A 14,915-nucleotide genomic window follows, 5' to 3' on the forward strand; every position below is an offset into this window, starting at 1 on the left:
CGGCATTATGCGATGGTATGAAACCTGATGAGATTTCCCGGCAGGTACATCTGGTCTGCGATCATCATGGTAGGGAGTGCCTCGAAGAACTCATTGAGGAAATTCTGATAGAAGCAGGTCGTATCGGACCTAAACATAGCGATGGACAACTGAGGCCTCATTGAGTCTGAATCTTAATATCCCCGACGGCACGTGTAACAGCGTGCCTATAAATCGGTTATCTATCCTTAATGTGGGCATATCCAGTTAAACATGCCACAATACAGGCCTAAACCGGCTTAAATTTTCGCTAAATCAGGATATTAACTACCCATGAAGGGTAAATATAAAGCCGTTCTGGCACTCCTCTTATTATTGATTCTCGTGCCGCTGACGCTAGTGATGACGCTTGGCCTGTGGGTGCCTACGTTGGTGGGTATCTGGTTACCCGTTGGAACACGCATCGCGCTGGATGAGAGCCCGCGGCTGACACGGCATGGGTTGCATATACCTGAACTCCGCTATCTGGTTGAAGATTGCCCGCTAGCACGCATCACTCAGGCGGATCTGTCTCACCCCAGCCGCTGGGCGCTGAATGTCGGTACCATTGAGTTGGATTCAGCTTGCCTGGCCAAATTGCCGCAGGCAGAGCCATCGCCGGTAGCGCCTAAAACGCTGGCTGAATGGCAGTCAATGCTGCCCAATACCTGGATTAACATCGACAAACTTATCCTTTCTCCATGGCAGGAATGGCAGGGAAAACTGTCACTCTCGCTCACTCCCTCTACTCAACAGCTGCGTTACCAGGGTGAAAAAGTTAAATTTCAGGGGCGTTTGCACGGGCAAAACCTCACGGTAACGGAGCTGGATGTTGCGGCATTTGAAGGCCAGCCGCCAGTAAAACTGGTCGGTGAATTTACGATGCCACTGGTGCCCGATGGACTACCGGTAAGCGGTCATGCGGTTGCGACGTTAAGTTTGCCGCAAGAGCCTACGCTTGTGGACGCCGAACTGGAGTGGCAACAAAACAGCGGACAACTGATCGTGATGGCGCGGGATAATGCCGATCCGCTGCTTGACCTTCCGTGGGAAATAACACGCCAGCAACTGACCATCAGCGACGGACGCTGGAACTGGCCTTATCAGGGATTCCCGTTAAGTGGCCGGCTGGGCATGAAGGTTGAAAACTGGCAGGCCGGACTGGAAAACGCGGTGGTGAGCGGGCGTCTGAACATTCTGACGCATGGCGATGCCGGTAAAGGAAACGCCGTATTAACGCTGGGGCCAGGTAAGCTTGGCATGGATAGTAGCGATATGCCGCTACAGTTGACCGGTGAAGCGAAACAGGGCGATCTGATCTTCTACGCGAAATTACCCGCCAGACTCACCGGAAGTCTGTACGATCCGCAATTGGCTTTCGAGCCAGGGGCGCTGCTGCGCTCACGTGGACGGGTGATTGATTCGCTGGATATTGACGAGATTCGCTGGCCGCTGGCAGGTGTAAAAGTCACACAACGCGGTGTGGATGGGCGTCTGCAGGCTATTTTACGTGCGCATGAAAACCAGATGGGGGGCTTTGAATTGCATCTGGATGGCCTGGCAAATGATTTTCTTCCTGATGCCGGTCGTTGGCAGTGGCGATATTGGGGTGAAGGCAGCTTTACGCCGATGCATGCCCGTTGGGACGTGGCGGGTAAGGGAGAATGGCATGACAACACCCTGAAGCTATTTGATCTTTCCACCGGATTTGATCATCTGCAATACGGCACGATGAAGGTGGAAAACCCACGTCTGGTGATGGACGAACCGATAGTCTGGGTACGGGATGCAACCAAACCGACATTTAGCGGCGCGCTGTCGCTGGACGCAGGGAACACCACCTTCACCGGGGGAAGCGTGTTACCACCATCGACGCTGAAGTTCAGCGTGGAAGGTAGCGATCCGACAATTTTCCAGTTCAAAGGCCAGCTTCACGCGGGGGCGATTGGGCCCGTACAGCTGAATGGTCGTTGGGACGGTATCCGCCTGCGCGGACAGGCCTGGTGGCCAAAACAATCGCTCACCGTATTCCAGCCTCTGGTCCCACCTGACTGGAAAATGAAGCTACGAGAAGGTGAGCTGTATGCGCAGGTCGCGTTTTCGGCAGCCCCGGAGCAGGGCTTTGAAGCGGGCGGTCATGGAGTGTTAAAAGGCGGTAGCGCCTGGATGCCCGACAACCAAATCAACGGTGTCGATTTTGTATTGCCTTTCCGGTTTAGTGAAGGTGCATGGCAGCTGGGTACGCGTGGACCTATTTCACTGCGTATTGCGGAAGTGGTCAATCAGGTGACGGTGAAGAATATCGCCGCCGATCTGCAGGGGGCGTACCCCTGGAGTGAAAACAACCCGTTACTGTTGAGCGATGTCAGCGCCGACCTGCTGGGGGGCAAAATCATCATGCAGCAACTGCGAATGCCGCAGCATGATCCGGCCTTATTGCGAGTGCAGAATATCTCTTCCAGCGAGCTTATCAGCGCGGTTAACCCCAAACAGTTCGCCATGTCTGGCCCGGTCAGTGGCGCGTTGCCATTATGGCTGGATAACGAAAAATGGATCATTAAAGACGGCTGGTTGACTAATCCAGGGCCGATGACGTTGCGTATTGATAAGGACACTGCGGATGCGGTTGTCAAAGATAACATGGCTGCGGGGGCGGCCATTAACTGGCTGCGTTATATGGAAATAAGCCATTCGTGGACGAAAATAAATCTGGATAACCTCGGTGTCTTAACCATGCAGTCAACCGTGACTGGCAATAGTCGGGTAGATGGCAAAGTAGGTACGGTTAATTTGAATTATACCCACGAGGAAAACGTCTTTACGCTATGGCGCAGTTTGCGTTTTGGCGACAATTTACAGGCATGGCTTGAACAAAATGCAGCGCTGCCGGAAACCCATTGCCCGGAAGGCAAGGAATGTGAGGAACAACAATGAAAACGATAGCTGCCATGCTGGGTCTGCTGGCTTCATCTGTGCTGGTAGGGTGCACTCCCAGAATCGAAGTGGCTGCGCCAAAAGAGCCCATCACCATTAATATGAACGTCAAAATCGAGCATGAGATCCATATCAAAGTTGATAAAGACGTCGAAAGCTTATTGAAATCGCGCAGCGATTTGTTCTGAGGTCATGATGAGAAAACAGTTTGCAGTGGCGCTGGTCGTCCTGAGTTTACTCAGTAGCAATGCGTGGGCATTGACCCTGAATGAAGCCAGAACGCAGGGTCGAGTAGGGGAAACGCTCAATGGCTATCTGGTTGCATTGCAAACCGATGCCGAAACGCAGGCACTGGTGAGTGAGATTAATAAAGCGCGCCACGCCAGCTATCAGCAACTGGCAGAGAGCAATAATATTCCGCCAGATGAAGTGGCGAAAATGGCCGGGCAAAAGCTGGTTGCTCGAGCGAAACCGGGAGAGTATGTGCAGGGTATTAATGGTAAGTGGTTGAAAAAATAGTAAATCGTTTTTTCACACAGCCAGAGGGACACGACGCTGAATTATTCATCGACATCGCAATAGTTGCCACACGGCATAAAATGGATGCTGGTATAGTCCAACACCGGTCGCGTCGTGGGGTGAAATCATGTGGCTTCTCAAGTGGTACGTCTGGAATCGTTGGGTATTCAAGCTGTTAAGCCGGGATGTCGCGGAGCCTGAACAATTTTTGCTTCATTGCTGGGAAGAGAATCTGGCGAAATGCAGGGATTATGCAACCATCTGGCGTGATATTAATCGCATTCACGGCAAACAGATACAGATGCAGGGAAAGAAGTAAGTGTCGGAGAAACCCTCCCACCGGATGGTGAGAGGGGGAATTATCAGGCAGCTACCACGCTGTCGATAGCGGCTTTCGCGTCGGACTGTGCTTTAGACGCCACTTCCGGGCCGTAAGCAATACCTTCAGCAAAGACGACATTCACGTCGGTGATGCCGATAAAGCCCAAGAATACGTTCAGGTACGGCGTGATCAGGTCGGTTGGCGTATCTTTATGGATACCGCCACGGCTGGTCAGCACCACAGCGCGTTTACCCGTCACCAGACCTTCCGGGCCTTTCTCGGTATAACGGAAAGTCACACCCGCGCGGGCAATCAGGTCAAAGTAGTTTTTCAACTGCGTTGGGATGTTGAAGTTGTACATCGGCGCAGCGATAACAATCACATCATGTGCTTTCAGCTCAGCAATCAGCTCATCGGACAGCGCCAGCGCTTCCTGCTGACGCGGCGTCAGCGGTGTATCGCTCGGGCGCATCGCACCCACCAGTTCGCCATCCAGTACCGGTACAGGATTTGCAGCCAGGTCACGGACAGTGATTTCATCAGCAGAGTGCTTTTCACGCCACTGTTCAACAAAATAATCAGACAACTGACCAGACTGAGAGTACCCTGCCAGAATACTGGATTTAAGAACTAATACCTTGCTCATGGGTGTTTCCTTTTATGTGTTTGAAGGGGGAGTGCCCCGTTGCTTGTTGACACTTTATTCACAATCCTGTCGCAGTGATAGCGCAATATATCGAATCCTATGTTCGAAATTATTGAACAACACATGAAAAGCGCCGATGTGGTACTCTATACCCATCATCTAAAAGAGATTTAACCCGGCAGAGCACTGCCTTTTAACGCTATGACAGAACAACAAAAATTAACCTTCAACATGTTGCAGCAACAGCTGGACTCACTGATGCTGCGTGACAGACAGCGTTTTGCCCGCCGTCTGCACGGTGTGAAGAAGGTTAAAAATCCTGATGCACAACAGGCCATTTACCAGGAGATGGCGAAAGAGATTGAACAGGCAGCCGGTAAAGTTGTGCTGCGTGAAGCGGCGCGTCCGGAAATCAGCTATCCGGAAAACCTGCCCGTAAGCCAGAAAAAACAGGATATTCTGGAGGCAATTCGCGATCATCAGGTGGTGATTGTCGCCGGTGAGACCGGATCGGGGAAAACCACCCAGTTACCCAAAATCTGTATGGAACTGGGGCGCGGGGTAAAAGGGCTGATAGGCCATACCCAGCCGCGTCGTCTGGCGGCGCGCACCGTGGCGAACCGTATTGCGGAAGAGCTGCAGACCGAGCCTGGCGGCTGTATTGGTTATAAAGTTCGTTTCAGCGATCATGTCAGTGATAACACTATGGTGAAGCTGATGACGGACGGTATCTTGCTGGCGGAAATCCAGCAGGATCGGCTGTTGATGCAGTACGACACTATCATCATCGATGAAGCGCATGAACGCAGCCTGAATATCGATTTTCTGCTCGGCTATCTGAAAGAGCTTCTGCCGCGCCGTCCGGATCTAAAAATTATCATCACTTCGGCGACTATCGACCCGGAGCGTTTTTCAAAGCATTTCAATAATGCGCCGATTATCGAAGTCTCCGGTCGAACGTATCCGGTGGAAGTTCGCTATCGTCCGATTGTTGAAGACGCAGATGACACCGAGCGTGACCAACTGCAGGCTATTTTTGATGCTGTAGAGGAATTAGGCAGTGAAAGTCAGGGCGACATTCTGATCTTCATGAGCGGCGAGCGCGAAATCCGCGACACCGCCGATGCCCTGAATAAGCTGGATTTACGCCACACCGAAGTGCTGCCGTTGTATGCGCGTCTCTCCAATAGCGAGCAGAACCGCGTGTTCCAGTCGCACAGCGGTCGCCGTATCGTGCTGGCGACCAACGTGGCGGAAACGTCGCTGACCGTACCGGGCATCAAGTATGTGATTGACCCGGGCACTGCGCGTATTAGTCGTTACAGTTACCGCACCAAAGTCCAGCGCTTACCAATAGAACCGGTGTCACAGGCTTCCGCTAACCAGCGTAAAGGCCGCTGCGGTCGTGTTTCGGAAGGGATCTGTATTCGTCTGTATTCCGAAGATGATTTCCTGTCGCGCCCGGAGTTTACCGATCCGGAGATCCTGCGTACTAACCTGGCGTCCGTTATTTTGCAGATGACGGCGTTGGGGTTGGGCGATATCGCGGCGTTTCCGTTTGTTGAGGCACCGGATAAACGCAATATTCAGGACGGTGTACGTCTGCTCGAAGAGCTGGGGGCGATAACCACCGACGAACAGGCAACCGCTTACAAGTTAACGCCGTTGGGCCGTCAGCTGTCGCAACTGCCGGTGGACCCGCGCCTGGCACGCATGGTGCTGGAAGCGCAAAAACATGGCTGTGTGCGTGAGGCGATGATCATTACCTCGGCGCTGTCCATTCAGGATCCGCGCGAGCGTCCGATGGACAAGCAGCAGGCTTCCGACGAGAAACATCGCCGTTTCCACGACAAAGAGTCTGATTTTCTTGCATTTGTGAATCTGTGGAACTACCTCGGCGAGCAGCAAAAAGCACTGTCGTCAAACCAGTTTCGTCGCCAGTGCAAAGTCGATTTCCTGAACTACCTGCGCGTGCGCGAGTGGCAGGATATCTACACGCAACTGCGCCAGGTGGTGAAAGAGTTGGGTATTCCGGTTAACAGTGAACCTGCTGAATATCGGGAGATCCACGTCGCGTTGCTGACCGGTTTACTGTCGCATATCGGGATGAAAGATACCGATAAACAGGAGTTTACCGGGGCGCGTAACGCTCGCTTCTCGATCTTTCCGGGGTCGGGTTTATTCAAAAAACCGCCGAAGTGGACGATGGTGGCAGAGCTGGTAGAAACCAGCCGCCTGTGGGGACGTATTGCCGCGCGTATCGATCCTGAATGGGTGGAACCGGTAGCCCAGCATCTGATCAAACGTTCATACAGTGAACCTCACTGGGAGCGCGCGCAGGGTGCTGTGATGGCGACAGAAAAAGTCACCGTCTACGGCTTACCGATTGTTGCGGCCCGTAAGGTGAATTACAGCCAGATTGATCCGGCGCTGTGCCGTGAGCTGTTTATCCGCCACGCGCTGGTGGAGGGCGACTGGCAGACTCGTCACGCCTTCTTCCGCGACAACCTGAAACTGCGCAATGAAATCGAAGAGCTGGAGCATAAATCGCGCCGCCGCGACATTCTCGTCGATGACGAAACGATGTTTGAGTTCTACGACCAACGTATCAGCCATGACGTGGTTTCTGCGCGTCACTTTGATAGCTGGTGGAAAAAGGTCAGCCGTGAAACACCGGATCTGCTCAACTTTGAAAAGAGCATGCTCATCAAAGAGGGCGCAGAGAAAATCAGTAAGCTGGATTATCCGAACTTCTGGCATCAGGGTAACCTTAAGCTGCGCCTGAGCTACCAGTTCGAACCCGGAGCCGATGCGGACGGTGTGACCGTACATATTCCACTCCCGCTGCTTAATCAGATCGAAGAGAGCGGTTTTGAATGGCAAATCCCGGGACTGCGCCGCGAACTGGTGATAGCCCTGATTAAGTCGTTGCCAAAACCGGTACGCCGTAACTTTGTGCCCGCGCCGAACTATGCAGAAGCGTTTTTAGGCCGCGTCACGCCGCTGGAACTGCCGCTGCTGGACGCGCTGGAGCGTGAACTGCGCCGCATGACCGGCGTTACCGTTGATCGCGATGACTGGCACTGGGATCAGGTGCCCGATCACCTAAAAATCACCTTCCGGGTGGTGGATGATAAGAACAAGAAGCTGCAGGAAGGGCGTTCGCTACAGGATTTGAAAGATGCGCTGAAGGGCAAAGTTCAGGAAACATTGTCTGCGGTGGCCGATGACGGTATCGAACAGAGTGGATTGCACATCTGGAGCTTCGGCCAGCTTCCGGAAAGTTACGAACAAAAACGCGGTAACTATAAGGTGAAAGCGTGGCCGGCGCTGGTCGATGAGCGTGACAGCGTTGCCATCAAACTGTTTGATAATCCGCTGGAACAACAGCAGGCGATGTGGTGCGGTTTACGCCGCCTGTTGCTGCTGAATATTCCTTCGCCAATCAAATATTTGCACGAGAAGCTGCCCAATAAAGCCAAGCTGGGGCTGTACTTTAACCCATACGGTAAAGTTCTGGATTTGATTGACGACTGTATCTCCTGCGGTGTGGATCAGTTAATTGACGCCAACGGTGGTCCGGTGTGGACCGAAGAAGGCTTCGCGGCGTTGCATGAAAAAGTGCGGGCTGAACTGAACGATACGGTGGTGGAGATTGCGAAGCAGGTCGAACAGATCCTGACCGCAGTGTTTAATATCAACAAACGTCTGAAAGGGCGCGTGGATATGACCATGGCGCTGGGTCTTGCAGATATCAAATCGCAAATGGGCGGCCTGGTGTATCGCGGGTTTGTTACCGGCAATGGTTTCAAACGTCTGGGCGATACGTTGCGTTATTTGCAGGCTATTGAAAAACGTCTGGAAAAACTGGCTATCGACCCGCACCGTGACCGTGCACAGATGCTGAAAGTGGACAGTGTGCAGCAGGCCTGGCAGCAGTGGTTCAATAAACTGCCTCCCGCGCGCCGTCAAGATGCCGATGTCAAAGAGATCCGCTGGATGATAGAAGAGCTGCGCGTCAGCTATTTTGCCCAGCAGCTTGGTACACCGTATCCGATCTCCGATAAACGTATTCTGCAGGCGATGGAGCAGATTTCGGGATAAATCGGTGCAGGGCCGTAGGCCGGATGAAGCGTAGTCGCCATCCGGCATCTGTACCCGGTAAAGATAAACACCAGGAGTCATCAATATGAGTCAGTTTCCGACACTTTCCGCAACCACTCTTGCGGCTATCAATACCGTAGGGCGATGGCTGGCGCAGAATGATTTTACGGGGAATATCTCCGTTCAGTCAGATTGCGTGATTCTGGCAGGGAACGCGGTTATTCCGACCATCGACGCTGCTTGTCGGATCGCGAAAGAGCAACAGGTTCCCTTGCTGATTAGCGGTGGTATCGGTCATTCCACGCGCTTTCTGTATGATGCGATTGCCCGGCATCCGCGTTATAACATCATTCGTACTACCGGGCGCGCGGAAGCGGCGATCCTTGCCGATATTGCTCACCAGTTCTGGCAAATTCCAGGTGAGAAAATTTGGGTGGAAGATCAGTCGACAAACTGCGGTGAAAATGCCCGATTTAGCTGTGCGTTACTGAATCAGGCGGCAGAAAGCATTCATACCGTCATTGTGGTGCAGGATCCCACTATGCAACGCCGCACAATGGCCACGTTTCAGCGCGTAACCCGCGATGAGCAACATGCGCCGCGCTGGTTGAGTTTCCCTGGTTTCATTCCTGAACTGGCCCAACAGCACAACGGCGTGGATTTTGTGCCCGCGGCAGAAGGTCTGTGGTCGGTAGACCGCTATCTTTCTCTCATTACCGGTGAACTTCCGCGCCTGCGGGATGATGCTGCCGGGTATGGGCCCTGTGGACACGATTTTATCGTACATGTTGATATTCCCCAGGACGTTGAGCAAGCCTGGCAGCAGCTAAAAAATGATACCGCGCTGACCGACTTACTGGAGAGCCGTTCTCTGTAATTTTTGCTGCCCGTTTGTCGGCGTTTTATGGCAAACGGGCAGAAAGCCCACCTGTTTTTTCTCTTCATCATCACTTTTCCAGATGCTTTTATGAAGCAGTTCACAGAACCGCCACTCCAGCGATAATGCGTCATGCATGATTGATATTAATTAACAATAGTTTTACTTGTTAGAAACAAATCAATCACAGGAGAGCCGCGTGTCAGTACCCGTACAACATCCTATGTATATCGATGGGCAGTTTGTGACCTGGCACGATGACGCCTGGATTGATGTCGTCAATCCGGCCACGGAAGAGATTATCTCGCGTATTCCCGATGGGCGTGCCGAAGATGCGCGTAAAGCGATCGATGCTGCGGATCGCGCTCAGCCGCAATGGGAAGCGTTGCCTGCCATTGAACGGGCAAACTGGTTACGCAAAATTTCTGCAGGTATCCGCCAGCGAGCCGATGAAATCAGCGCGTTGATTGTGGCGGAAGGTGGAAAAATTCAACAACTGGCTGACGTTGAAGTCGCGTTTACCGCCGACTATATCGATTACATGGCGGAGTGGGCGCGTCGCTATGAAGGCGAGATCCTGCAAAGCGATCGCCCGGGTGAGAATATCCTGCTGTTTAAGCGTGCACTGGGCGTGACGACGGGCATTCTACCGTGGAACTTCCCGTTTTTCCTGATTGCCCGCAAACTGGCTCCCGCCTTGCTGACGGGGAATACCATCGTCATTAAGCCGAGTGAATTCACACCGAATAACGCCATCGCCTTTGCCAAAATTGTTGATGACATTGGTTTACCGCGCGGAGTCTTTAACCTGGTGCTGGGACGCGGTGAAACGGTCGGTCAGGAGCTGGCCGGAAACCCGAAGGTCGCCATGGTGAGCATGACCGGTAGCGTCGGCGCAGGTGAGAAAATTATGGCCGCAGCGGCCAAAAACATCACCAAAGTTTGTCTGGAGTTGGGTGGTAAAGCTCCAGCTATCGTGATGGACGATGCTGACCTTGAGCTGGCAGTGAAGGCCATTGTTGACTCACGGGTGATTAATACCGGACAGGTATGCAACTGTGCTGAGCGCGTATACGTTCAGAAAGGTATCTATGACCAGTTCGTTAATCGTCTGGGTGAGGCGATGAAAGCAGTGCAGTTTGGCAATCCGGCCGAACGCAATGACATTGCGATGGGGCCACTGATTAATGCCGCTGCGCTGGAGCGTGTAGAGCAAAAAGTCGAGCGAGCGGTGCAGGAAGGCGCCCGTGTGGTGCTGGGCGGTAAAGCCGTTGCCGGCAAAGGTTATTACTATCCGCCGACGTTACTGTTAGACGTGCGCCAGGATATGGCGATTATGCACGAGGAGACGTTTGGTCCGGTGCTGCCGGTGGTTGCATTTGATACGCTGGAACAGGCGCTGACAATGACCAATGACAGCGACTACGGACTGACCTCATCGATCTATACGCAGAATCTGAATACGGCAATGAAGGCGATTAAGGGGCTGAAGTTTGGCGAAACCTATATTAATCGCGAAAACTTCGAGGCGATGCAGGGCTTCCACGCTGGCTGGCGCAAGTCCGGGATTGGCGGGGCAGATGGTAAACACGGTCTGAATGAATACCTGCAAACGCAGGTAGTGTATTTGCAGTCTTAAGTTTTTCGCCGGGTGAGTCTGTAGGTCACCCGGCGCCATTCTCACACTTTGGTGGCGATCCAGTTCATCATCATTTCCGGCCAGATGGCCAGCGGTAACCCTTGCGCATCGCGAATACCAAATCCGTGCTTACCGCGTTCAAACAGATGCATTTCGACCGGAACTCCCTGCTCACGTAGCGCATTAAAGAAGACGAGGCTGTTTTCCACTTTCACCGCCGGATCGTCAATGGCGTGTAGCAGGAACGTCGGCGGCGTTGTGCTATCCACGTGTTCTTCCAGAGAATAGTGGCGCAGATCTTCCTTTTCGGGCGTAGCGCCAACCAGCTCAAGACGGGATCCCGGGTGAACGATATCTTCGCGCAGGGTGACAACCGGGTACACCAGTGCCATAAACGCAGGGCGCGCAGGTTGCTCGTCTACGTTATCTATCGGCGTATAAACCGGTTCGGCAAACCGGGTACCCAGACTGGCGGCCACGTGACCACCGGAAGAGAAGCCTAATACGCCAATACGATCAGGGTTAATTTTCCATTCATGGGCGTTGGCGCGAATGTAGCGCATGGCGCGTTGGGCATCGGCCAGCGGCGCGTTTGCACCTTCCTCATGGCCATCACCCGGCATGCGGTAGGTCATCACAAACAGGGTATAACCGCGAGCGTTAAAGAACGGTGCCAGTACGCTGCCTTCTTTATCCATCACCACGCGACGATAAGAGCCGCCAGGCGTGACAAGGATCCCTATGCCGTTAGGTTTTGCGGGGGCATAAACGGTAATTTCCGGGGCGCGAATACCGGTGACCGCACGATCATACTGAGATGTTCCTGTATGTCGGGGTTCAGGCGTAAACACCGCATCGCTGTTTTTTGCTCCGGGGGCTTCACCCTGCGGCCAGAATGAGACGGTGGCGGCCTTAGCAACGGCTTGCTCCATCATGTTTTCTAACGTTTCACGACTCAGTGCTTCCATTACTATGCTCCCTCAGTGGCAAAGGTTAGCTATAGCACAGTCAGTGAATCGAAAACGGGGAGAGACTCACAACGTATTGAATTCGCGGGAAATGAAAGAGGGCGGAGGCGGACCTCCGCCAGAATATTAGAGCTTGATAAATTTATCCAGCGTACGAATAAGCTGGGTGACAAAACCGTATTCGTTATCGTACCAGGCGACGGTTTTTACCAGTTGCAGATCGCCCACTTCGGTAATCTCGGTTTGTGTTGCATCAAATACCGAACCGAAATGCGAGCCAATGACATCTGACGAGACGATTTCCTCGTCGGTATAACCAAACGACTCATTATTTTGCGTGGCTTTTTTCAGCGCGTTGTTGACCTCTTCAGCAGTGACTTTTTTCCCCAATATCGATACCAGTTCCGTGACAGATCCTGTTTTCACCGGAACACGCTGGGCATGGCCTTTTAATTTTCCGCTCAACGCCGGAATAACCAGACCAATGGCCTTGGCGGCACCTGTGGTATGGGGAATGATGTTCTCTGCTGCTGCCCGCGAGGCGCGCAGATCTTTCCCGCGTGGACCATCAACCAGCGACTGCGTTCCTGTGTAGGCGTGGATGGTGGTCATAGTGCCAAGCTGAATACCGAAGCTGTCGTGCAGCGCTTTCGCCATCGGTGCCAGGCAGTTGGTGGTGCACGATGCGACCGAGATAATCCGATCGTTCGCATCCATTGTGTCGTCGTTGACGTTAAAGACAATGGTCTTCATGTCGCCAGCCGGGGCGGATATCAGCACTTTTTTGGCCCCTGCATCCAGGTGCGCGTTGGCTTTTTCTGTCGAGGTATAAAAACCGGTGCATTCGATGATTATCTCAGCGCCAGTGGTTTTCCATGGGATATTTTTGGCCTCTTTTTCTGCGTAAACCGCGATTTTTTTACCGTCGACAATCAGCGCGTCTTCGGTAAAGTCGATGCTCCAGGGAAACGGGCCGTAGTTTGAATCGTGCTTTAACAGATAGGCGAGAATTTTAGGTGAGGTGAGGTCATTAATGGCCACAACCTCCACGTTGCTTTTGACTTCCAGTAGTCGACGCAATACCAGACGACCGATACGACCAAAACCGTTAATGCCAATTTTACTCATGGTTTTCTCCTGTCAGGATGAGGCGGTACGACATATTTTCCCTACCAGGCTTAGTCCAGACAGGCATCCTCGGCAATAGCGGTTCTTGCGGTTAAGCGTAAGCGACTGAAAATGGGTGAACAAAAGTTAATGAATTTTTAACAAAAGCCCGTTATGTTGACGCATTATTGTTTTTATTCAGGAAGTGTTATGGGGAATAAGTATTCTGGCCTGCAAATCGGTATTCACTGGCTGGTCTTTTTGTTGGTTATTGTGGCCTACAGTGCCATGGAGTTTCGCGGATTTTTCCCGCGCAGCTATCGCCCCTTGTTCAACATGGTGCACGTCTCCTGCGGTATCACTATTTTAACGCTGATGGTGGCGCGTTTGCTGGTCAGGCTGAAATACCCGGCTCCGCCGATTGTGCCGAAACCGAAGCCAATGATGACCGGCATGGCGCATCTGGGGCATCTGGTTATCTATCTGTTGTTTATTGTCCTGCCGATTATTGGGCTGGTGATGATGTACAACCGGGGTAACCCGTGGATTGCATTCGGCATCGTTATGCCGCATGCGGCAGAGGCCAACTTTGATTTAGTGGATATGCTGAAGTCCTGGCACGTGACGCTGGCAAACCTGGGCTATTTTGTTATTGGTCTGCATGCCGTTGCCGCTCTGATGCATCACTATTTCTGGAAGGATAATACGCTGTTGCGCATGATGCCGCGTAAACGCTCCTGAGGTAACGCCCCGCAAATGCGGGGCATTTTTTTAGCCGATTAATTTTCGCAGGGTGGTGCTTTTCGTACGCTTTGAACCTGGGAGACGCGTTTTTTCAGGCTGACGATAGCTAGCGCAACAACAATCAGCACAATACCGCAGCCTTCAACAACACCAGGCTCTTCACCCAGCAACCACCAGGAAAACAGAACGCCACAGACAGGTACCGCCAGCGTACTTAAGCTGGCAATACTGGCTGGTAAGTTACGCAACACAAACAGCCATAAACTCCATGCCAGCGCCGTCGCCAGCACGGCGCTATAAGCTAATGCCCAGAAAACGACAGGTTGCCAGTCTGGAGCTCGCTGTGGAACCAGCCAGGCCACCAGGCTCATCACCAGCGCGGCATACAGCATCTGCCATGCGGTCAACCCTAACAGATCGATATTCGGATGGCGGGTATACATTCGCTTGGCGACAATCGCGCTGGCCCCCCAACTGATCCCAGAAAGGATCGCCAGTAGCGCGCTTTGCATTGAGGCAAAGTTCAGTTGCCATGGCTGTAAAACCAGCAATAATCCCGCAGCTGCCACGGCAATGGCGAAATACTGTAAACGCCGCATGCGTTCACCGAGGAAAATGGCGGCCATAATCACCACCCAGAATGGCATGGTATAACTCAGTATGGCTACTTTACCTGCGCCGCCGCTGACTAGCGCCCATTGTGATAATCCAACCATGCCGCATGTTTGTAGTAAGGCGATCGCTAACGTATAGCCGAAAGGTGTCGGGCGCATTCCTCGGCCACGCAGTAACAGAACGATGAATAACAATAATGCGCCAAAAGAACAGCGTAGTGCGGTGAAGTCGAACGCGCCGATGTAGTGCGTGACCTGTTTCATCGCGATCCAGCTGTAGCTCCAGATGAGCGTTAAGGTGATGAGGCCGCCAATGGCCAGCGGATGACTTTTCCCTGCGGTGGTCATAATGTGTCCGTTTTAATGATTTTAGTACGCCACTATACGCGCTTTCAGGGCGCCGTAGTCGTTATCATTCCGGCT

At 52.8% G+C, this 14,915-nt stretch carries 12 protein-coding genes; 8 read left to right on the forward strand and 4 right to left on the reverse strand.

Features of this window, described 5'->3' with window-relative positions; translation table 11 throughout:
- Positions 1-312 precede the first annotated feature (312 nt).
- The 4 genes from OGY37_RS18405 (at position 313) to OGY37_RS18420 (ending at position 3,790) form a co-directional block, all read left to right on the forward strand.
- Positions 313-2,952: a YdbH family protein gene (locus OGY37_RS18405; protein WP_286547435.1), complete on the forward strand. Its 2,640-nt coding sequence runs from the start codon at positions 313-315 to the stop codon at positions 2,950-2,952.
- Positions 2,949-3,140: a YnbE family lipoprotein gene (locus OGY37_RS18410; protein WP_286621486.1), complete on the forward strand. Its 192-nt coding sequence runs from the start codon at positions 2,949-2,951 to the stop codon at positions 3,138-3,140. Before OGY37_RS18405 ends, OGY37_RS18410 begins: the two co-directional genes overlap by 4 nt.
- Positions 3,141-3,147: 7 nt before the next feature.
- Entirely contained in the window at positions 3,148-3,471 is a 324-nt protein-coding gene (locus OGY37_RS18415) for a YdbL family probable chaperone protein (RefSeq protein ID WP_148362672.1), read from the forward strand.
- 127 nt (positions 3,472-3,598) lie between these two features.
- Positions 3,599-3,790, forward strand: coding sequence for a hypothetical protein (locus OGY37_RS18420; RefSeq protein ID WP_008784880.1), 192 nt, complete (start codon positions 3,599-3,601; stop codon positions 3,788-3,790).
- Between the two features lie 43 nt (positions 3,791-3,833).
- Here OGY37_RS18420 and azoR read toward each other — a convergent pair whose 3' ends face one another.
- A complete protein-coding gene (azoR, locus tag OGY37_RS18425; RefSeq protein WP_003020341.1) occupies positions 3,834-4,439 on the reverse strand; it encodes an FMN-dependent NADH-azoreductase in 606 nt (201 codons plus the stop codon).
- A 201-nt stretch (positions 4,440-4,640) separates the two neighbouring features.
- On the opposite strand from azoR, the gene hrpA reads away from it, so the two are divergent.
- The 3 genes from hrpA (at position 4,641) to aldA (ending at position 11,059) form a co-directional block, all read left to right on the forward strand.
- Positions 4,641-8,543 carry an ATP-dependent RNA helicase HrpA gene (hrpA, locus tag OGY37_RS18430; protein WP_286621488.1) on the forward strand — a complete coding sequence of 1,301 codons (3,903 nt, stop codon included), beginning with the start codon at positions 4,641-4,643 and terminating at the stop codon, positions 8,541-8,543.
- An 85-nt stretch (positions 8,544-8,628) separates the two neighbouring features.
- Complete coding sequence (locus OGY37_RS18435) at positions 8,629-9,420, forward strand: YdcF family protein (RefSeq protein ID WP_003833187.1); 792 nt, start codon at positions 8,629-8,631, stop codon at positions 9,418-9,420.
- Between the two features lie 199 nt (positions 9,421-9,619).
- The gene (gene aldA / locus OGY37_RS18440; protein ID WP_286621490.1) at positions 9,620-11,059 is read left to right on the forward strand and encodes an aldehyde dehydrogenase; all 1,440 of its coding nucleotides are present in this window, start codon (positions 9,620-9,622) and stop codon (positions 11,057-11,059) included.
- A 41-nt stretch (positions 11,060-11,100) separates the two neighbouring features.
- On the opposite strand, the gene OGY37_RS18445 is transcribed toward aldA, so the two are convergent.
- Together OGY37_RS18445 and gap are read right to left on the reverse strand one after the other, a co-directional pair.
- A complete protein-coding gene (locus tag OGY37_RS18445; RefSeq protein WP_286621493.1) occupies positions 11,101-12,027 on the reverse strand; it encodes an alpha/beta hydrolase in 927 nt (308 codons plus the stop codon).
- A gap of 126 nt (positions 12,028-12,153) precedes the next feature.
- Positions 12,154-13,155 (reverse strand): type I glyceraldehyde-3-phosphate dehydrogenase, encoded by a 1,002-nt coding sequence (gene gap / locus OGY37_RS18450; protein WP_008784871.1) that lies wholly within the window; start codon positions 13,153-13,155, stop codon positions 12,154-12,156.
- Positions 13,156-13,344: 189 nt separating this feature from the next.
- Here gap and cybB point away from each other — a divergent pair, with 189 nt between their 5' ends.
- The gene (gene cybB / locus OGY37_RS18455; protein ID WP_008784870.1) at positions 13,345-13,875 is read left to right on the forward strand and encodes a cytochrome b561; all 531 of its coding nucleotides are present in this window, start codon (positions 13,345-13,347) and stop codon (positions 13,873-13,875) included.
- A gap of 38 nt (positions 13,876-13,913) precedes the next feature.
- On the opposite strand, the gene OGY37_RS18460 is transcribed toward cybB, so the two are convergent.
- On the reverse strand, positions 13,914-14,840 hold the full coding sequence (locus OGY37_RS18460) for a DMT family transporter (RefSeq protein ID WP_063940792.1): 927 nt from the start codon (positions 14,838-14,840) through the stop codon (positions 13,914-13,916).
- Positions 14,841-14,915 lie beyond the last annotated feature (75 nt).

The organism is Citrobacter sp. Cpo030 (assembly GCF_030333005.1).
GTDB lineage: Bacteria > Pseudomonadota > Gammaproteobacteria > Enterobacterales > Enterobacteriaceae > Citrobacter > Citrobacter portucalensis.